Origin of the sequence: Actinotalea sp. (assembly GCF_035443605.1) — a bacterium.
Lineage (GTDB): Bacteria > Actinomycetota > Actinomycetes > Actinomycetales > Cellulomonadaceae > Actinotalea.
In genome coordinates, this window is record NZ_DAORSQ010000057.1 from 1 (window position 1) to 18,002 (window position 18,002).

The 18,002-nt window shown below is 74.7% G+C and carries 18 protein-coding genes; 12 read left to right on the plus strand and 6 right to left on the minus strand.

Annotation, left to right across the window (positions count from 1 at the left end; genetic code table 11):
- The 4 genes from PKY62_RS07930 to miaB form a co-directional block, all read left to right on the plus strand.
- Positions 1-459, plus strand: a 459-nt coding sequence (locus PKY62_RS07930) for a recombinase RecA family protein (RefSeq protein ID WP_502875816.1), incomplete at its 5' end; no start/stop codon positions are given.
- A gap of 83 nt (positions 460-542) precedes the next feature.
- Positions 543-1,031: a regulatory protein RecX gene (locus PKY62_RS07935; RefSeq protein WP_324536169.1), complete on the plus strand. Its 489-nt coding sequence runs from the start codon at positions 543-545 to the stop codon at positions 1,029-1,031.
- A gap of 30 nt (positions 1,032-1,061) precedes the next feature.
- Complete coding sequence (rny, locus tag PKY62_RS07940) at positions 1,062-2,525, plus strand: ribonuclease Y (protein ID WP_324536170.1); 1,464 nt, start codon at positions 1,062-1,064, stop codon at positions 2,523-2,525.
- 139 nt (positions 2,526-2,664) lie between these two features.
- The gene (gene miaB, locus PKY62_RS07945; RefSeq protein WP_324536171.1) at positions 2,665-4,380 is read left to right on the plus strand and encodes a tRNA (N6-isopentenyl adenosine(37)-C2)-methylthiotransferase MiaB; all 1,716 of its coding nucleotides are present in this window, start codon (positions 2,665-2,667) and stop codon (positions 4,378-4,380) included.
- Here the strand turns inward: miaB and PKY62_RS07950 are convergent.
- Positions 4,366-4,839 carry a type III secretion system chaperone family protein gene (locus PKY62_RS07950; protein ID WP_324536172.1) on the minus strand — a complete coding sequence of 158 codons (474 nt, stop codon included), beginning with the start codon at positions 4,837-4,839 and terminating at the stop codon, positions 4,366-4,368. The two genes, miaB and PKY62_RS07950, sit on opposite strands and share 15 nt — an antisense overlap.
- A complete protein-coding gene (locus tag PKY62_RS07955) occupies positions 4,836-5,396 on the minus strand; it encodes a type III secretion system chaperone family protein (protein ID WP_324536183.1) in 561 nt (186 codons plus the stop codon). The genes PKY62_RS07950 and PKY62_RS07955 overlap by 4 nt, the downstream gene beginning before the upstream one ends.
- Positions 5,397-5,596: 200 nt before the next feature.
- Here PKY62_RS07955 and PKY62_RS07960 point away from each other — a divergent pair, with 200 nt between their 5' ends.
- Genes PKY62_RS07960 through dapF form a run of 3 tightly spaced genes read left to right on the plus strand, consistent with a single transcriptional unit; the run spans position 5,597 to position 8,255 of the window.
- The gene (locus PKY62_RS07960) at positions 5,597-6,364 is read left to right on the plus strand and encodes a class III extradiol ring-cleavage dioxygenase family protein (RefSeq protein WP_324536173.1); all 768 of its coding nucleotides are present in this window, start codon (positions 5,597-5,599) and stop codon (positions 6,362-6,364) included.
- Entirely contained in the window at positions 6,361-7,317 is a 957-nt protein-coding gene (gene miaA / locus PKY62_RS07965; protein ID WP_502875817.1) for a tRNA (adenosine(37)-N6)-dimethylallyltransferase MiaA, read from the plus strand. The genes PKY62_RS07960 and miaA overlap by 4 nt, the downstream gene beginning before the upstream one ends.
- Positions 7,314-8,255: a diaminopimelate epimerase gene (gene dapF, locus PKY62_RS07970; RefSeq protein ID WP_324536174.1), complete on the plus strand. Its 942-nt coding sequence runs from the start codon at positions 7,314-7,316 to the stop codon at positions 8,253-8,255. The genes miaA and dapF overlap by 4 nt, the downstream gene beginning before the upstream one ends.
- Here dapF and PKY62_RS07975 read toward each other — a convergent pair.
- The gene (locus PKY62_RS07975; RefSeq protein ID WP_324536175.1) at positions 8,242-8,883 is read right to left on the minus strand and encodes a class I SAM-dependent methyltransferase; all 642 of its coding nucleotides are present in this window, start codon (positions 8,881-8,883) and stop codon (positions 8,242-8,244) included. The two genes, dapF and PKY62_RS07975, sit on opposite strands and share 14 nt — an antisense overlap.
- 114 nt (positions 8,884-8,997) lie before the next feature.
- Between PKY62_RS07975 and hflX the strand changes: the two genes are divergently transcribed.
- From hflX to PKY62_RS07990, 3 genes are all read left to right on the plus strand, one after another.
- A complete protein-coding gene (hflX, locus tag PKY62_RS07980; RefSeq protein ID WP_324536176.1) occupies positions 8,998-10,554 on the plus strand; it encodes a GTPase HflX in 1,557 nt (518 codons plus the stop codon).
- An 80-nt stretch (positions 10,555-10,634) separates the two neighbouring features.
- Complete coding sequence (locus tag PKY62_RS07985; protein ID WP_324536177.1) at positions 10,635-12,845, plus strand: ATP-dependent DNA helicase; 2,211 nt, start codon at positions 10,635-10,637, stop codon at positions 12,843-12,845.
- A gap of 50 nt (positions 12,846-12,895) precedes the next feature.
- Entirely contained in the window at positions 12,896-13,888 is a 993-nt protein-coding gene (locus PKY62_RS07990) for an L-lactate dehydrogenase (RefSeq protein ID WP_324536178.1), read from the plus strand.
- A 3-nt stretch (positions 13,889-13,891) separates the two neighbouring features.
- Here the strand turns inward: PKY62_RS07990 and lexA are convergent, their stop codons facing one another.
- Positions 13,892-14,587, minus strand: coding sequence for a transcriptional repressor LexA (lexA, locus tag PKY62_RS07995; RefSeq protein WP_324536185.1), 696 nt, complete (start codon positions 14,585-14,587; stop codon positions 13,892-13,894).
- Positions 14,588-14,887: 300 nt separating this feature from the next.
- Here lexA and PKY62_RS08000 point away from each other — a divergent pair, with 300 nt between their 5' ends.
- Positions 14,888-15,238 (plus strand): LysM peptidoglycan-binding domain-containing protein, encoded by a 351-nt coding sequence (locus PKY62_RS08000; protein WP_324536179.1) that lies wholly within the window; start codon positions 14,888-14,890, stop codon positions 15,236-15,238.
- A 78-nt stretch (positions 15,239-15,316) separates the two neighbouring features.
- Positions 15,317-15,775 (plus strand): transcriptional regulator NrdR, encoded by a 459-nt coding sequence (gene nrdR / locus PKY62_RS08005; protein WP_324536180.1) that lies wholly within the window; start codon positions 15,317-15,319, stop codon positions 15,773-15,775.
- A gap of 77 nt (positions 15,776-15,852) precedes the next feature.
- On the opposite strand, the gene PKY62_RS08010 is transcribed toward nrdR, so the two are convergent.
- Together PKY62_RS08010 and PKY62_RS08015 are read right to left on the minus strand one after the other, a co-directional pair.
- Positions 15,853-17,613: an AMP-binding protein gene (locus PKY62_RS08010; RefSeq protein WP_324536181.1), complete on the minus strand. Its 1,761-nt coding sequence runs from the start codon at positions 17,611-17,613 to the stop codon at positions 15,853-15,855.
- Positions 17,614-17,673: 60 nt separating this feature from the next.
- Positions 17,674-18,002: aldo/keto reductase (locus PKY62_RS08015; protein ID WP_324536182.1), on the minus strand; the 329-nt coding region annotated here is incomplete at its 5' end.

Sequence of the window (18,002 nt, forward strand, 5' to 3'; positions counted from 1 at the left end):
TTCATCAACCAGCTCCGCGAGAAGATCGGAGTCTTCTTCGGCTCGCCCGAGACGACCACGGGTGGCAAGGCGCTGAAGTTCTACGCGTCGGTGCGTCTGGACATCCGCCGGATCGAGACCCTCAAGGAGGGCACCGAGGCCGTCGGCAACCGGACCCGCGTCAAGGTCGTCAAGAACAAGATGGCCCCGCCCTTCAAGCAGGCGGAGTTCGACATCCTCTACGGCGTGGGCATCTCGCGCGAGGGTGGCCTCATCGACATGGGTGTCGAGCACGGCTTCGTCCGCAAGTCCGGCTCGTGGTTCACCTACGAGGGCGACCAGCTGGGCCAGGGCAAGGAGAACGCCCGCAGCTTCCTGCGCGACAACCCCGACCTTGCGAACGAGCTGGAGAAGAAGATCAAGGAGAAGCTCGGTGTCGGCGCGCACGTCGACACCCCGGCCACGGGGGTCGACTTCTGAGCCGATGGGCGCAGCGCGGCGCGACACCGGAGCCGCCGGACTCCGGTGCCGCCGCGCAGGACGGCGAGCCGGACCCCGAGCAGGTGGCGCGGAGCATCGCGCTGCGCCAGCTCGCGTCCGCCCCGCGCAGCCGCCACCAGCTCGCGGACGCGATGGCCCGGCGCGGCGTCCCCCCGGACGTCGCCGAGCGGGTGCTGGACCGTTTCACCGAGGTGGGACTCATCGACGACGCGCAGTACGCGCAGATGCTCGTCCGCTCGCGCCGGGACAGCCGGGGGCTGGCTCGCCGGGCCCTGGCCGTCGAGCTGCGGCGCAAGGGGATCGGGGACGAGGACGCCCAGGTCGCCCTGGCCACGGTGGACGACGACGCCGAGGAGGCGTCGGCACGCGACCTGCTCGCCCGCAGGTGGCGGTCCGGGCCCGGCATCGATCCCGCGGCCCAGGCACGGCGGGCCGCGGCGATGCTCGGGCGCAAGGGCTACCCGCCCGGGCTGACGGCACGGCTGGTGCGCGAGATGGTGGACGATAGGGGTGCCGCATCCTGGGACCCGTCCCCAGGCGACGTCGACTGACCTGGCCGTGCCGGGCGAAGGGGGATCCCGATGACCGGTGAGGTCGCGACCACGATCATGCTGCTCCTGGCGTGCCTCGTGGCGCTGGTGCTCGTGCTGCTGGCCCGCAGGGAGGCGGCGGCGTCGCGGACGCAGGCCGCGAGGGACGTCGAGGGGATCCGCACCGAGGCCCAGTCCCTGCTGGCCGACGCGCAGCGCCGCGAGGCACGGTCGATCGAGCGCGAGCGGGAGCTCAAGGCCGAGCGCGGCGAGGTCAGGGCGCTCAACGAGGTCGCCGAGCAGCGGGTCGCCCAGGCCGACGAGCAGCGCGCTGCGGCGCTCAAGGCCACGCTCGCGGCGCAGTCCGAGGCGGCGGAGCGGCTCGCAGCGGTCTCCGGGATGACCGCGGACGAGGCCCGCGCCCACCAGCTGCGGATCGCGGCCGAGCAGGCGTCGCACGACGCCGCCGCGCAGGTCCGCCGGGCCGAGGCCGCGGCCCGGCGCACCGCCGAGGCCCGTGCCAGGGCCATCGTGGCGACCGCCGTGCAGCGCGTGGCCGCTGCGACGAGCTCGCAGGCCGTCGTCTCCGTCGTCCCGCTGCCCGCCGAGGACATGAAGGGACGCATCATCGGCAAGGAGGGTCGCAACATCCGGACCTTCGAGGCGCTCACGGGCGTCAACGTCATCATCGACGACACCCCGGACGCGATCACGCTGTCGTGCTTCGACGCCGAGCGGCGCGAGGTCGCCGTCGTGGCCATGGAGGCGCTCATCGCGGACGGCCGGATCCACCCCCAGCGCATCGAGCTCGCCTACGCCGAGGCGCTGGCCGGCGCGGAGGACCGCGCCGTGGCCGCCGGTCACGACGCGGCCGAGCGCGCCGGGGTCCAGGGTCTGCACCCCGAGCTCGTCACGACCCTGGGACGCCTGCGTCTGCGCACCAGCTACGGCCAGACGGTGCTCGCCCACCTCGTCGAGTGCGCCCAGATCGCGGCCGCGATGGCGGCGGAGCTGGGCGCCGATGTCGAGGTCGCCCGGCGCGGCGCCTTCCTGCACGACGTCGGCAAGGCCCTGACGGCGGAGCTGGGCGGGACCCACGCGCTGGTCGGCGCCGATCTCGTGCGCCGCTGCGGAGAGGTCCCGGCGGTCGTCAACGCCGTCGCGGCGCACCACGACGAGGTGCCCAAGGAGACCATCGAGGCCGTCCTGGTCCAGGCCGCGGACGCCTGCTCCGCCGCACGGCCGGGCGCCCGGCGCGAGGAGCTGGACCAGTACATCGAGCGGATGGACACCCTCGAGGCGCTCGTCGCCGCCCACGCGGGGGTGCGCCGCGCCGTGGCGATGTCCGCGGGCCGCGAGGTGCGGGTGGTCGTCGAGCCCGACCTCGTGGACGACGCCGCGATGCCCGGCCTGGCCGAGGCGATCGCGCGGCACATCGAGAAGGACCTGTCGTTCCCCGGGGAGATCGCGGTCACCGTGGTGCGCGAGCTCCGCGCGACGGCCACGGCCGGCTGAGCCCCACGGCCGGCTGAGCCCCCGGCCGGCCGAGGTGCTCACGGCCCGCCGAGGCGCCCACGGCCGGCCGAGGCGCTCACGCAGGGAGCCTCGCACCGGGGTCACGGCCCTGCTCGGCCGGGACCGTACCCTTGACCCGATGTCCCAGCCGCTCCCCGCCCCCGTCACAGCCGCGCGCACGTACCTCGTGCGCACCCTCGGCTGCCAGATGAACGTGCACGACTCCGAGCACATGGCCGGCCTGCTCGAGGCCGCCGGGTACGTGCCCGCCCCGGCGGAGGATGCCGCGCGGTCCAGCGCCGACGTCGTCGTCATCAACACGTGCGCCGTGCGTGAGAACGCCGCGACCCGCCTGTACGGCAACCTCGGCCAGCTCGCGTCGGTCAAGGCCGTGCGCCCGGGCATGCAGATCGCCGTCGGGGGATGCCTGGCCCAGAAGGACCGTGCGGGGATCGTCGACCGGGCGCCGTGGGTCGACGTCGTGTTCGGCACGCACAACCTCGACGCCCTGCCCGTGCTCCTGGAGCGCTCGAGGCACAACGCCGCTGCCCAGGTGGAGATCGCCGAGTCGCTGCAGGTCTTCCCGTCGACCCTGCCGACGCGCCGCGAGTCGGTCTACGCCGGCTGGGTGTCGATCAGCGTGGGCTGCAACAACACCTGCACGTTCTGCATCGTGCCCCACCTGAGGGGCCGCGAGCGGGATCGTCGGCCGGGGGAGATCCTCGCCGAGGTCGGGGCGCTCGTGGACCAGGGCGCGATCGAGGTCACGCTGCTCGGCCAGAACGTCAACTCCTACGGCGTGGAGTTCGGGGACCGCGGGGCGTTCGCCAAGCTGCTGCGCGCCGTCGGGTCCGTGCCGGGGCTGGAGCGCGTCCGCTTCACGTCGCCGCACCCCGCGGCCTTCACCGACGACGTCATCGAGGCGATGGCGCAGACCCCGACCGTCATGCCGCAGCTCCACATGCCCCTGCAGTCGGGCTCGGACCGCGTGCTGCGGGCCATGCGCCGCTCCTACCGGGCCGAGAAGTTCCTCGGGATCCTCGACCGGGTGCGCGCCGCGATGCCCGAGGCGGCGATCACGTCCGACCTCATCGTCGGGTTCCCCGGCGAGACCGAGGAGGACCACCTCGCCACGCTGCGGGTGGTGGAGCAGTCCCGGTTCGCGGCCGCGTTCACGTTCCAGTACTCGCCCCGGCCGGGCACGCCCGCGGCCGACCTCGCAGACCAGGTGCCGCGCGGAGTGGTCCAGGAGCGCTACGAGCGGCTCGTGGAGCTCCAGGAGCGTGTCTCCGGCGAGGAGAACGCGCGGCTCGTGGGCCGCACCGTCGAGGTGCTGGTCGCCGAGGGCTCCGGGCGCAAGGACGGTGCCACCGCGCGCATCAGCGGGCGGGCGGCCGACAACCGCCTGGTCCATCTCGCCCCGCCGGCCCGCATGGCCGTGCTGCTGGCTGCGGTGGGCGAGGACCGGCCTGCCGCGGGCCAGGGCACGGCCGGGGGCGCGCGCGCAGACGCAGGCCTCGGCGCTGACGTCGGGGCGGGCGCTGCTGCGGGCGAGGGACCGGTCGTCGACCCGCGGGTCGGACGCGACCTGCCGGACGACCTGCCGCGGCCCGGCGACCTCGTCGAGGTCACGGTGACCCGCAGCGCACCGCACCACCTGGTGGCGGACTCGGCCCTCGACGGCGGTCGCTACGTGGTGCGCCGCACGCGCGCCGGGGATGCCTGGGCCGCCCGCGAACGCGCCAGGGCGGGGCACGACGATGGCCACGGCCACGGTGGCGGACACGGTGGGCAGCCGGGCGCGGGGCCGGCGGCCGGACCCGTCGTGCTGCCGATGCCGTCAGTGCGGCGCTGAGGGCCCCTCGCCGGGCAGCAGGTCGACCAAGGCCGCGAAGAGCTGCGCGCTGGTGCCGAGACCGCACGAGACGAGCTGGCCGAGCTGGCTGTCGGTGACCCCGTGCTCGAGGTCGGTCGAGACCTCGCCGTACATCACGACGACGTCGTCCTCGACGCGCAGGTAGGTCTTGGGCCAGATCCGCTCCCGGTTCCAGTCGTTGACGACGAGCAGGGCGGCGGTCCGCTGGGACTCCGGGAGGGTCTGCTGCCAGCGGCCGCGCACCTGGAGGATCTCGTGCTCGTCCCCGAGCGTGAGGAACCAGAACCGGTTGCCGTCCCAGGTGCCGGTGAGGTCGCCGTCCTCGTCGCGGTCCACGTGGTAGCCGCAGCCGAGGAGGTAGGACTCGATCCGCTCGCTCGTCAGGGATCGGGGCGCGCCCGACGGCCGGGACGTCGCCTCCCCCGAGCCGGCGGTCACGGCGCCGAGGCCGCGGGGTCGGGGTACAGGTCGTCGAGACCGTCGAAGAAGACGCTTGCCGACGTGAGCCCGCAGTGCAGCAGCTGACCCAGCTGGTCGTCGGTGGCCCCGTGCTCGAGGTCGGTGGCCACCTCGCAGATCGCGTGCACCATGCCGTCGTCGCGCACGCGCAGGTAGGCCTTGGGCCACACCCGGTCCGCGTTCCACTCGTTGCACAGCTCGAGCAGCTCCGGCAGACGCTCGATGGCGAACTCCCGGTTCCACTGGCCGCGCACCTGGAGGATCTCGCGGCGCTCGCCGAAGAGGAAGAAGTAGAAGAGGCGGCCGCGCCACAGCCCGCCCACGTCGCCGTCGGCGTCGGTGAAGCAGGCATACCCGTGCCCGGCGAACCACGCGCGCAGCCGGTCGGTGGACAACGGGCGCGGCTGGTGGGTCGGCACGGGGTCCTGGGCCGGCGCCGTGCGGTCGGGCCCGCCGAGCAGGCCGGAGACGGGCCCGCCGTCCCAGCCGTCCTGGGACGCGCCGGACGCGCGCCCGCGACGAGCCCACGAGAACATCCCCACCCCGCGATCGTACCGGCGCCCTTCGCGGCACCGCGCGTGGGCGGCACCGCGCGGGGGGCGGCACCCGTTCCGGTCGGGTCCCGGGTGTCCGACGACCAGAACCCGACGAGAACCCGACCTGAACCCGACCAGAACCTGAGCAGGAGGGGTGGGTGCGGGAGCCGGAGGGTCGCCGCGGCCAGTACCGTCGGTGCGTGCTCGTCTCCGCAGCCCTCGTGCCCCAGACCGCCCTCCTCGTGCCCGGCGCCGCGGGGCGCAGCGAGGTGCTCGTCGATCAGCGGCGGGCGGTGGGCGAGGCGACCCGCTCGCTGCTCGCGGCGGCGCCTGACCGCGTCGTCGTCGTCGCCCCGGGCAACGCCCTCGACCTCACGGGCCGCCTGCACCCCACGCTCGCCGCGGCCGGTCTCGACGACGACCTGCTCGGCTGGCCGTCGGTGGTGCTCGGCGTCGGGGCCGCGCCCGATGACGAGCCTACGGCGGTGGACGACGTCGGCGCGGCCGTGGGGCTGCACCTGCTGGCCCGTGCGGGCTGGGCCGGGCCTGTCGGCGTGCTGGGCGTCCCGGTCACGGACGGGCTGCTCGCGCAGGGACGTGCCCTGGTGGACGGGCCCGAGCGGGTCGCCCTGCTGCTGTGCGCGTCGCTGAGCGCCCGGCGCGGCCCCGGGTCCCCGCTCGCGGAGGACGACCGCGCACCAGCGCTCGACGACGCCGTGCTGGCGGACCTCGCCGGGCTGGGTGCTGCGCCGCGCGAGGCGCTCGACGCCTGGAACCGGCTGGCCGAGGTCCCCGCCGAGCTCGCCACGGCGCTGGCCGTCAGCGCGTGGGCGCCGTGGCGCGTGCTCCTCGGGGCGCTGGGGGACGACCCGGTGCTGCCCGTGCGTGTCGACGTCGTCGAGGTCTCCGTGCCTCTCGGTGCGACGTACGCGGTGCTCGTGTGGCGCCGGCGCGACGAGGTCGGGTGACGGCCGTGGTCCGGCCCGTCGTCGCCGTCGTCGGCCCGACGGCGACCGGCAAGTCCGACCTGGGGGTCGCCCTCGCCCTCGCCCTCGGTGGCGAGGTGGTCAATGCCGACGCCATGCAGCTCTACCGGGGGATGGACATCGGCACCGCCAAGGTCACCGACGCCGAGCGCCGGGGCGTGCCGCACCACCAGCTGGACGTGCTGGATGTCGGGCAGGACGCGTCGGTCGCGGCCTACCAGCGGGACGCGCGTCGGGACGTCGCGGCCGTGGGCGCGCGCGGGGCGCGTGCGGTCGTCGTCGGCGGGTCCGGCCTGTACGTGCGCGCTCTGCTCGACCGGATGGAGCTCGCCCCCGTCGACCCGGAGGTCAGGGCGCGGCTCGAGGCCAGGGCCGAGCAGGAGGGGCCGGGGCTGCTGCACGACGAGCTCGCGCGGCTCGACCCGGCGGCGGCGGCGGCGATCGGCCGGGCGAACACGCGGCGGATCGTGCGCGCGCTCGAGGTGATCGAGATCACGGGGCGACCGTGGACCGCCGCGCTGCCCGAGCAGGAGTACGTCGCCCCCGCCGTGCAGATCGGCCTGGACTGCGCGCGCGACGTGCTCGACGCACGCGTCGAGGCGCGCGTGGACCGGATGTGGCGGCGCGGGCTGGTCGAGGAGGTCACCGCCCTCGCGCCACGGATGGGCCGGACGGCCGCGCGCGCCGTCGGGTACGCGCAGGTGCTCGCGCTGCTGCGCGGGGAGCTGGGGACCGACGAGGCGCGAGCCTCCGTCGTGGCGGGCACCCGCCGCCTCGCCCGCAAGCAGATGGGCTGGTTCGGCCGCGACCCGCGGGTGCACTGGCTCGACGCCGCGGACCCCGACCTGCTCGACCGCGCGCTGGCGCTGGTCGCTGCGGCGGAGGCCGGGCTCCTGGTCGACCCGGGGACGCGCAGCCGTAGGCTCGGCTCATGAGCACGCTCGCGGTGACCAAGGGCCACGGCACCGGCAACGACTTCGTCCTGGTGGACGACCGCGCCGGCGTCCTCGACCTGCCCGCGGGTCTGGTCGGGGCGTTGTGCGACCGTCACATTGGGATCGGCGGGGACGGGCTCATCCGGCTCGTCGGCTCGGCGCTGCTGCCCGAGGGGGCGGCGTGCCTGGCGCAGGACCCGGCCGCGCGGTGGTTCATGGACTACCGCAACGGCGACGGGTCCATCGCCGAGATGTGCGGCAACGGCGTGCGCGTCCTGGCGCGGTTCGCCGAGCGTCTCGGGCTGTGGGACGACGCCTCGGCCGAGCTGGTGCTGGGCACGCGGGCTGGCGTGCGGCGGGTGCGCCGCGTGCTCGGCCCCGCCGGCGAGGACTGGTACTCGGTCGACATGGGTCCATGGCACCTCACCGGCGGTGAGGCGGCGGAGCGGGCCGGCGCCGATGCGCTGGTGGCGGTCGACGGCCTCGTGGACGTGCGTCCCGGGCTACGGGTCGACGTCGGCAACCCGCACACGGTGATCGCCCTGGCCGACCCCGCCGAGCTCGACTCCGCCGAGCTGTGGCGTGCGCCGCGCGTCGAGCCGGCCCCGCCGGCCGGCACGAACGTCGAGCTGGTGGTCCCGCTGGGGGAGGAGCTCACGCCCGACGGCGAGGTGGGGCGGTTGCGCATGCGGGTGCACGAGCGCGGCGTGGGCGAGACCCGGTCCTGCGGCACCGGGGCGTGCGCCGCGGCGATGGCCGTGCGCACGTGGGCCGGACCCGGGGCGCCGGCCACGTGGCTGGTCGAGGTGCCGGGCGGCACGCTGCGTGTGCGGGTGATCGACGGCGGCCGCGTCGAGCTGGCCGGGCCGGCGGTCCTCGTCGCGTCGGTCGAGGTGGACCTGGACGCGCTCGGCGGCGGAGTGCTCAGGCCGGCGTGACCGCGAGCACCCGGAAGCCCTTGGCGCTCGCGGCGCGCTCGACACGCAGCCCCAGCTCCTCGACGATCCACCGCTGCAACGAGTCGGCGCCGAGGTTGCGCTGGACGACGAGCCACGCGGTGCCGCCGGGGGCGAGCCGGCCGAGCCAGTGCCGCAGCAGCTCGTGCAGCTCCGGCTTGCCGATCCGGATCGGCGGGTTGGACCAGATGACGTCGAAGCGCAGGTCCGCAGGGACGTCCTGGGGGGTCGTCGCCGTGATGCCGGTGAGCTCCAGGCCGCGCGCGGTGCGCGCCACGAGGTCGACGGCGCGGCGGTTGACGTCGACGGCCCAGACGCGCGCGCCCGGGGCCTGCAGGCCCATCGTCAGGGCGAGGGGACCCCAGCCGCAGCCCAGGTCGAGCAGCGTGCCCGTGGCGGGCGGCACGGGCACGGTGCGCAGCAGCACCTGGGTGCCGAGGTCGAGCCGGCCGGCGGAGAACACCCCGGCGGCCGTGTGGACGGTGACGTCGCGGCCGGCGAGCCGGACGTCCAGGGTGCGCCGCTCGGCGGCCGAGGCGGGCTCGGCGGTGAAGTAGTGGTCGGGCTCGACGTCGGGCGTGGGGTCGGGGGGCTGCGGTGTGGCAGGCACGAGGGAACCCTACCGAGCCGACGCGACGGTGCCGCCGGCCCCGCCGCGGCCGGTGGTATTCGTTCGCCGGTGTCGGCGGCGCGTGACACCCTGGGAGCCTGACGAGAGGTACCGATGACCCCCACCGATCCAGGCAGCACCGATCCAGGCAGCACCGATCCCGCGACCACCGAGCCCGCCCGCACCGGCGCGGCCCGCACGGGTCCCGCCCGGACGGAGCGCGAGCTCGCCGACGCCGTCGTCGCGCGTGTGCTGGCCCGTGCCGGCACGGTGCTCGACGAGGGCCTCACGCGCACCTCCGGCTCCGACGGCGACCAGCTCGAGCGCGAGGAGCGCGCGGCCCTGCGCCGCGTCTCCGGGCTGTCGACCGAGCTGGCGGACGTCACCGAGGTCGAGTACCGCCAGCTGCGCCTCGAGCGGGTGGTGCTCGCCGGCATCTGGAGCTCCGGCACCGTGACCGACGCCGAGATCTCGCTGCGTGAGCTCGCGGCGCTCGCCGAGACGGCCGGATCGGAGGTGCTCGAGGCGGTGCTCCAGCGCCGCCGCACACCCGACCCCGGGACCTACCTCGGCTCGGGCAAGGCCCTCGAGCTCGCCGAGGTCGTGGCGGCCACGGGCGCGGACACCGTCATCATCGACGCCGACCTCGCGCCCTCCCAGCGCCGGGCGCTGGAGGACGTGGTCAAGGTCAAGGTCATCGACCGCACCGCGCTGATCCTCGACATCTTCGCCCAGCACGCCAAGTCGCGGGAGGGCAAGGCCCAGGTCGAGCTCGCCCAGCTCGAGTACCTGCTGCCGCGCCTGCGCGGCTGGGGCGAGTCGATGTCCCGGCAGGCCGGTGGTCGCGTCGCGGGCGGTGCAGGGATCGGCTCCCGCGGTCCCGGTGAGACCAAGATCGAGCTGGACCGTCGGCGCATCCGCACCCGGATGGCCAAGCTGCGCCACGAGATCGCGGCGATGGCGCCGTCCCGGGCCACCCGGCGCGCCGGACGCACGCGGCACCGCGTCCCCTCGGTGGCCATCGCCGGCTACACCAACGCCGGGAAGTCCAGCCTGCTCAACCGCCTCACCGGCGCTGGCGTGCTGGTGGAGAACGCGCTGTTCGCCACGCTCGACCCGACGGTCCGCCGCGCGCAGACGCCAGACGGGCGCACCTACACGCTGACCGACACCGTCGGGTTCGTCCGTTCGCTGCCCACCCAGCTCGTCGAGGCCTTCCGCTCCACGCTCGAGGAGGTCGGCGACGCCGACCTGCTGCTGCACGTGGTCGACGTGTCCCACCCGGACCCGGAGGGGCAGGTCGCGGCCGTCCGCGCCGTGCTCGCCGAGATCGAGGGTGCCGACGCGATCCACGAGATCGTCGTGCTCAACAAGGCCGACGTCGCCGACCCGGAGGTCGTGGCGCGCATGCGGCGCCGCGAGCCGGTCTCGATCCTCGTCTCGGCGCACACCGGAGAGGGGCTCGGCGCGCTGCGCGAGCTCATCGCCGCAGAGCTGCCGCGACCGCGCGAGGAGATCGACGTCGTCGTGCCGTACCGGCGGGGTGACCTCGTCAACCGGGCCCACACCCAGGGCGAGGTCACGGAGGAGCACACCGAGCACGGCACGGTGCTGCGCGGCCTCGTCGACGCCGACCTCGCAGCGGAGCTGCGCGCGGTCTCGGTCGGCTGACCCAGGGCGCGACGGCGGGAGGGGCTGCGGTGCCGCGTCGGTCCGGCTGCCCGCGCCGGGCGACCCCGTAGGCTTCCGCGGTGAGCACGCAGCCCGATGTCCCGAGCGTGACCGGGCTTCTCGACCTGGCGGTCACGGCGCTGGGCGGCACGCACCGTGCCGGGCAGCAGGCCATGGCGCAGGCGGTCTCGGACGCCGTCGACCGCCGCGAGCACCTGCTCGTCCAGGCCGGCACCGGCACCGGCAAGTCGTTGGGCTACCTCGTGCCCGCCGTGCGCCACGCGGTGCTGCACGACCAGCGCGTCGTCATCTCCACGGCGACCCTCGCGCTCCAGCGGCAGGTCATGACGCGCGACCTGCCGCTCGTCGCCGCGACGGTCGCGCCGCGCCTGCCCCGGGCACCCCAGATCGCCCTGCTCAAGGGCTGGCACAACTACGTGTGCCTGCAGAAGGTCGACGGCGGCTACCCGGCGGACGAGCCAGGGACCCTGTTCGACCTCGAGGCGCCCGGCGCCGCAGAGCACCCGGCGGCCGGCCCGGGTAGCGACCTGGGTCGCCAGGTGCTCGCGGTGCGCGCCTGGGCGGCCGAGACGACGACGGGGGACCGGGACGACCTCGTCCCCGGCGTCAGCGACCGGGCGTGGCGACAGGTGTCTGTCACGTCGATGGAGTGCATCGGCGCGCGCTGCCCGAAGCTCGACGACTGCTTCCCCGAGCGGGCCAAGGTGCGCTCGCGCGAGGCCGACGTCGTCGTGACGAACCACGCGATGCTGGGCATCGCCGCCGGAGGCTCGCCCAACGTGCTGCCGGAGCATGACGTGCTCGTCGTCGACGAGGCGCACGAGCTCGCCGACCGGGTCACCGCCCAGGCGACGGTCGAGCTGTCCCCACCCAGCATCGATCACGCGTCGCGCCTCGCGCGCCGGCACGGCGGGGTGCCGACCGCGGACCTGGACGCCGCGGCCCAGGCGCTGCGCGTGGCCCTCGTCGGGGTGCCGGAGGGTCGCTTCCGGGTGCTGCCCGACGCTCTGGTCAGCTCCGTCGAGGCGGTGCGCGACGCCGCGCGGGCCCTGGTCACGGCACTGCGGCCGGAGCCGGCCGCCGGAGCGGGCAAGGGAGCGCCGGCCGGTCTGCCAGACGGTGGTCTGAAGATGGCGGCGTCGGCCGTGCTGGGCGTCTTCGAGATCGCCGAGCGGATGACGGGCGACGGTGCGTCGGACGGCACCGACGTGCTGTGGTGCGCGCGGGACGATCGTCGTGACCAGGGTCCCCGGCTGCTCGCGGCGCCGCTGGCCGTCGCCGGGCTGGTCCGCACCCGCCTGCTGGCAGGGCGGACCGCGGTGCTCACGTCCGCGACCCTCACGCTCGGGGGCAGCTTCCGTCCGCTCGCGCTCGGCGCGGGGCTGACGGCGCACGAGGAGCGCGGGCACGAGGGCGTCGCCCCGGGTGATGCGGTCGGCGACGCGGTGGCAGCGGGCGGCGCCGCCGCGGGCGGCGCGCTCGTGCGCCGCGAGGAGGGCTCGCCGGGCGACGTCGCGCCGCAGCCGTGGCGGGGGCTGGACGTCGGCAGCCCGTTCGACCACCCGATGGTCGGCATCCTGTACGTCGCGCGTCACCTGCCGCCCCCGGGGCGCGAGCCGACCACGCAGACGCAGCTCGACGAGATCGCCGCGCTCATCGAGGCTGCCGGGGGCGCCACCCTCGGCCTGTTCTCCTCGCGTCGCGCTGCCGTGGCGGCCGCCGAGGCGATGCGCGAGCGGCTGCCGTTCCCGGTGCTGTGCCAGGGTGACGACCAGCTGCCCACGCTGGTGCGCCAGTTCGCGGACGACGGTCCCACCTGCCTGTTCGGCACGCTGTCGCTCTGGCAGGGAGTCGATGTGCCCGGGCCGTCGTGCCGCCTCGTGCTCATCGACCGGATCCCCTTCCCGCGGCCGGACGACCCGGTGAGCGCGGCGCGCACCGAGGCGGTCGAGGCGCACGGCGGCAACGGCTTCATGGCCGTCTCGGCGACGCGGGCCGCGCTGCTGCTCGCCCAGGGGGCCGGTCGGCTCATCCGCACGGACACCGACCGCGGCGTCGTCGCCGTGCTCGACCCTCGGCTCGTCACCGCGCGCTACGGCGCCTTCCTGGCCCGCTCCCTCCCACCGTTCTGGCGCACGACGGACCCGCAGGTGGCCAGGGATGCCCTGCGACGCCTCGCTGCGGCCCAGGTGACCGGTCCGGCCGGGCCGGACGGGCGCGCGGTCGAGGGACCGGACGAGGCTTCGCCGGCCCCCGCGTCGGAGTGTTGACGCTCGCGCCGGGCGCCCCGTCACCGCCGCGCTGTGCCTAGGCTGGGGCCATGAACCCTGAGCCGATGTCCCTGCCGCCCGAGCCGGTGCGCGTCGCACCCCGCGCGTCCAAGGTCGCCATCGTCGGCGCCGGTGCCGTGGGCGCCACGCTGGCCTATGCCACCCTCGTCAAGGGCGCAGCCCGCGAGGTGGTCCTGTACGACATCAACAGGGCCAAGGTCGAGGCCGAGGTGCTCGACATCGGCCACGGCATCGAGTTCATGCCGATGGGATCGATCTCCGGCTCGGACGACATCGGGATCTGCGCCGACGCCGACATCGTCGTGTTCACGGCCGGCGCCAAGCAGAAGCCCGGCCAGAGCCGGATGGAGCTGGCGGGTGCGACCATCAACCTCACCAAGGCGATCGTGCCGAAGCTCGTCGAGGTCGCGCCCCATGCGATCCACCTCATGGTGACCAACCCGGTCGACGTCGTCACGTACGTCGCACTCAAGCTCTCCGGGCTGCCGGCCAACCAGCTGTTCGGCTCCGGTACGGTCCTGGACTCCTCGCGGTTGCGCTGGCTCATCGCGCTGCGGACCGGCGTGGCGGTGCAGAACGTCCACGCCTACATGGTCGGCGAGCACGGCGACACCGAGTTCCCGCTGTGGAGCTCCGCGGCGATCGCGTCCATCCCCCTGCGGGACTGGGTGCAGAACGGGCCGCACAAGCTCGACGCGAAGGACCGCGAGGACGTCGCCAACGACGTGGTCAACGCCGCCTACAAGATCATCGAGGGGAAGGGCGCGACCAACTACGCCGTCGCCCTCGCCGGCGCCCGCATCATCGAGGCCGTGCTGCGTGACGAGCACCGCGTCATGCCCGTCTCCTCCCTCGTCACGAACTACGCGGGGATCAGCGACGTGTGCCTGTCGGTGCCCAGCATCGTCGGGCTCAGCGGCGTGGGCGGGACGCTCGAGGTGCCGATGGACGACTTCGAGACGGCCCGCCTGCAGGCCAGCGCCGAGAAGATCCGCTCGGTCGCCGCGAGCTTCGGCTTCTGACCCTCAGAGCGCGCGCAGCACGCTGACGACGCGACCGAGGACGACCGCCTCGTCCCCGTCGATGGGGGCGTAGGCGGCGTTCTGCGGCAGCAGCCACACGTGGCCGTCCGCGCGCTTGAGCGTCTTGACGGTCGCCTCGCCGTCGATCATCGCCGCCACGATCTCGCCGTTCTCCGCGACGGGCTGGCGTCGGACGACCACCCAGTCGCCGTCGCAGATGGCGGCCTCGATCATCGAGTCGCCGACCACCTTGAGCAGGAACAGCTCACCGTCCCCGACCAGCTGGCGCGGCAGCGGGAAGACGTCCTCGACCACCTGGTCGGCGAGGATCGGCCCGCCCGCAGCGATCCGGCCCACCACGGGGACGTAGGACGGCGTCGGGGCGGCGTCGCGGTAGGCCTCGTCCGGCTCGTGCGCGTCGAGCTGCCCGATGGTGCGCGAGTCGTCGGGGTGGACCACCTCGATGGCGCGCGGACGGTGGGGGTCGCGGCGCACGTAGCCCTTGCGCTCGAGCACCGTGAGCTGGTGCTTGACGGACGACGGGCTGGTGAGCCCGACGGCGTCGCCGATCTCCCGCATGCTCGGCGGGTAGCCGCGCCGCTCGACGCTGGACCGGATGGTCTCCAGGACGAGGCGCTGCCGCGGCGTCAGCCCGTCCCCGCCGGCGGGGCCGTCGGGCAGGGCGTGCACCGAGGCCAGTGCCTCGTCCGAACCCGACGGCGGGGTGGTGCTCGGTGCCACGGTGACCTCCTGGGCTGCACCGACCGCGCGTGTCGGTGGTCGGTGATGGTGTGTCCCTCGTGGCTCCCAGACTAGGGCGCCACGTCCTGCCGATCAAACATCTGTTCGAGCGTGTCTCGACATCCGTCGGGAACTCGTGCTAGACATCGTACAGACGTACGACGTACAGGTGTTCGAGACACGTGGGAGAGATCGGCGGCCACGACCCCTCGGGGGAGCGACGGTCGATCGGGACGGCGACAGACGGAGGAGCGGACGATGAGCACGATGACCTGGGACATCCGACGGGCGGCCCCGACGACGACGGTGCCAGCCCTGCGCCTGACGCGTCGTGGACGCCGGGTGGTGCTCGGGCTCGCCGTCGCGCTGGCCGTCGCGGTCGGGCTGTCGGCGCAGAGCGCCGAGGCCGATGGCCCGGTGGCGGCGACGGCCGTCACGGCGCACACCGTCGCCGCCGGCGAGACCCTGTGGGAGATCGCGGCGTCGGTCGCCGGCGCGGGGCAGGACGTCCGCGACGTCGTGGACGCCATCGCCGAGCTCAACGGGATCGCGGGTGGCGGCCTGCAGGCCGGTCAGCAGATCCTCGTCCCGCTCGGCGCGGTCGGCTGATTCTTGCCGCACCCGGGGGGTAGCCGTACGGTGACCCGTGGCACGCCGGTCGGCGCGTCGGGTTGGAGAGGTGAACCGGTGCACTGTCCGTTCTGCCGCCACGCGGACTCGCGGGTCGTCGACTCGCGCACGTCGGACGACGGCTCGTCCATCCGTCGCCGCCGGCAGTGCCCGGAGTGCCACCGCCGGTTCACGACGCTGGAGACCGCGAGCCTCTCGGTGGTCAAGCGCTCGGGGGTCACTGAGCCGTTCAGTCGCGAGAAGATCGTCAACGGGGTGCGCAAGGCGTGCCAGGGTCGTCCGGTGAGCGAGGACGACCTCGCCGTGCTGGCCCAACGGGTCGAGGAGACCCTGCGGAGCACCGGCAGCGCGGAGCTCGACGCGCACGAGATCGGCCTGTCGATCCTCGGTCCGCTGCGCGAGCTCGACGAGGTCGCCTATCTCCGCTTCGCGAGCGTCTACCAGGCGTTCGACTCGCTCGACGACTTCGAGGCGGCCATCACCGCGTTGCGCGCCGAGCACGACGTCGACGCCTGAGGCGCCGCCCGACGTCAGGCGCCGCCCGACGTCAGGCGCCGCCCCGACGTCAGGCGACGAGCGCGGGGCGCTGACGGTCAGGCGCCGGGCTCCGACGGGGCCCGGTCCGCCGCTGCGTCGTCGGCACCCGGGTCGCCCGGCGCCGGGCGGTCGAGCACCTGCTGGCGCACCACGCGGCGCAGCACCTTGCCGATCTGCGAGCGCGGCAGCTCCGGCAGCACCACGAGGTCGCGCGGGTGGGCGTAGCGGGCGAGGTGCTGCTCGCTCCACGCGCGCACGGCCGCGAGCTCGATCCGGGTGGCGCCCTCCGCCAGGACGATCGCCGCGACGACCTTCTCGCCGAGGTCCCCGCCGGGCACGCCCACCACGGCGACGTCCTGGATGCCGGGCATCTGGCGCAGCGCGTCCTCGACCTGCGACGGGTAGACGTTGAAGCCACCGGTGATGATGACCTCCTTGATCCGGTCGATCAGCCGGACGAAGCCGTCCTCGACCACCACGACGTCCCCGGTGCGCAGCCAGGTCCGGCCGCCGTGCTCGATGAGGCATTCGGCGGTCTCCTCCGGCCGGTGCCAGTAGCCGTCGAACACCTGCGGGCCGCTGATGAGCAGCTCGCCGGACTCGCCCGGCTCGACGTCGCGCTCCGGTGCCTCGGGGTCGACGACGCGGATGTGCGTCGAGGGGAAGGGCAGGCCGAGCATCCCGGGGCGGCGCGCGGCCGTGAACGGGCTGCCCAGCGCGACCGGCGAGGTCTCGGTCATCCCGTAGCCCTCGACCAGCAGACCGCCCGTGACCTCCTCCCACGCCTCGGCTGTCGCCTGTGGAAGGGCCATGGCGCCGGAGATCGAGTGCGTGATCGAGGTGAGGTCCGTGCCGGTGGCGCGCGCTGCGGCGGCGAGGCGCTCGAACATCGGCGGCACACCCGGGATGAAGGTGATGGGCCGGCGACGCTGGGCCGCGAGGACGGCGTCGACGTCGAAGCGGGGGAAGATGACGATCGTCGCGGCGATCCGCACGGCGTAGGTGAGGCACAGCATGAGGCCGAACGCGTGGAAGAACGGCAGCGCGGCGACGATCGTCTCCGAGCCGAGGCCGCGCTGGGTCCACGCGTGTCCCTGCAGCGCGTTGACGGCGACCTGCCGGTGGCGGAGCACGGCACCCTTGGGCGTTCCCGTGGTGCCACCCGTGTACTGCAGCAGCGCCATGTCGTCGAGCCCCGGGTGCGGGTGCTCGGTCGGCAGCGGGCGGGCCGCGCCGACCAGGCGGTCCCAGCGCAGCACGCTGCGGTCGGTGACGCGCGAGCGCATCGAGGCGCGGGTCTTGCGCGCCGCGGAGACGGGCAGGTGCAGCGCGGCGCGCTTGACCCCCGGCAGGTCCGCCGCCAGGTTCACCGACACCACGGTGCGGACCGCGGTGTCCCGCTGCACCTGGAGGACGGCCGCCACGGCCTTCTCCCAGACCAGGGCCACGACGGCCCCGCTGTCGGCCAGCTGGTGGCGCAGCTCCGCGGCCGTGTAGGTCGGGTTGTGCTCGACGACGACGGCACCCAGGCGCAGCACGGCGTAGAACGCCACGACGTGCGTGGCGCTGTTCGGCAGCACGATCGCGACGCGGTCACCCGGCCGTACGCCGAGGTCCGCGAGCGCCTGGGCCGCGCGGTCGACGCGTCGCAGGAGCGCGTCGTAGGTGGTGACCGCACCCATGAAGTCGGTCGCGACCCGCGTGGGGAAGTCCGCGGCGCTGCGGCACAGGGTCTGCGTGACGGGTTCGGTCACCGTGACGTCGTCGGGTACGCCGGGGGCGTAGAGGGACAGCCATGGCCGGGGGAGGTCGTTCACGGGGCCAGACTAACCTACGGACGCGTAGGTTACCCGGCCGTACGCGGGTTCTTCGCGAGGTCAGAGGTCGCTCGACCGCGCGGCCCACAGGTTGATCCCGGCGTCGACGGCGTGCTCGTCGATCGCCGCGAGCTCCTCGGCCGTCAGGGGCTGGCCACCGAGCGCCGCGAGGTTCTCGTCGAGCTGGGCGAGGCTGCTCGCGCCGAGCAGCACCGAGGTGATCCGGGGGTCGCGCCAGGTCCAGGTCAGGGCCAGCTGGGCCAGGCTCTGGCCGCGCTCCGCGGCGATCGCGGCGAGGGCGCGCAGGTGGCCGAGCGCCTCGGGCGTGAGGTAGGAGCGCACGGGCCCGCCGCGGGCGGCGCGCGAGCCGGCGGGGATGCCGTCGAGGT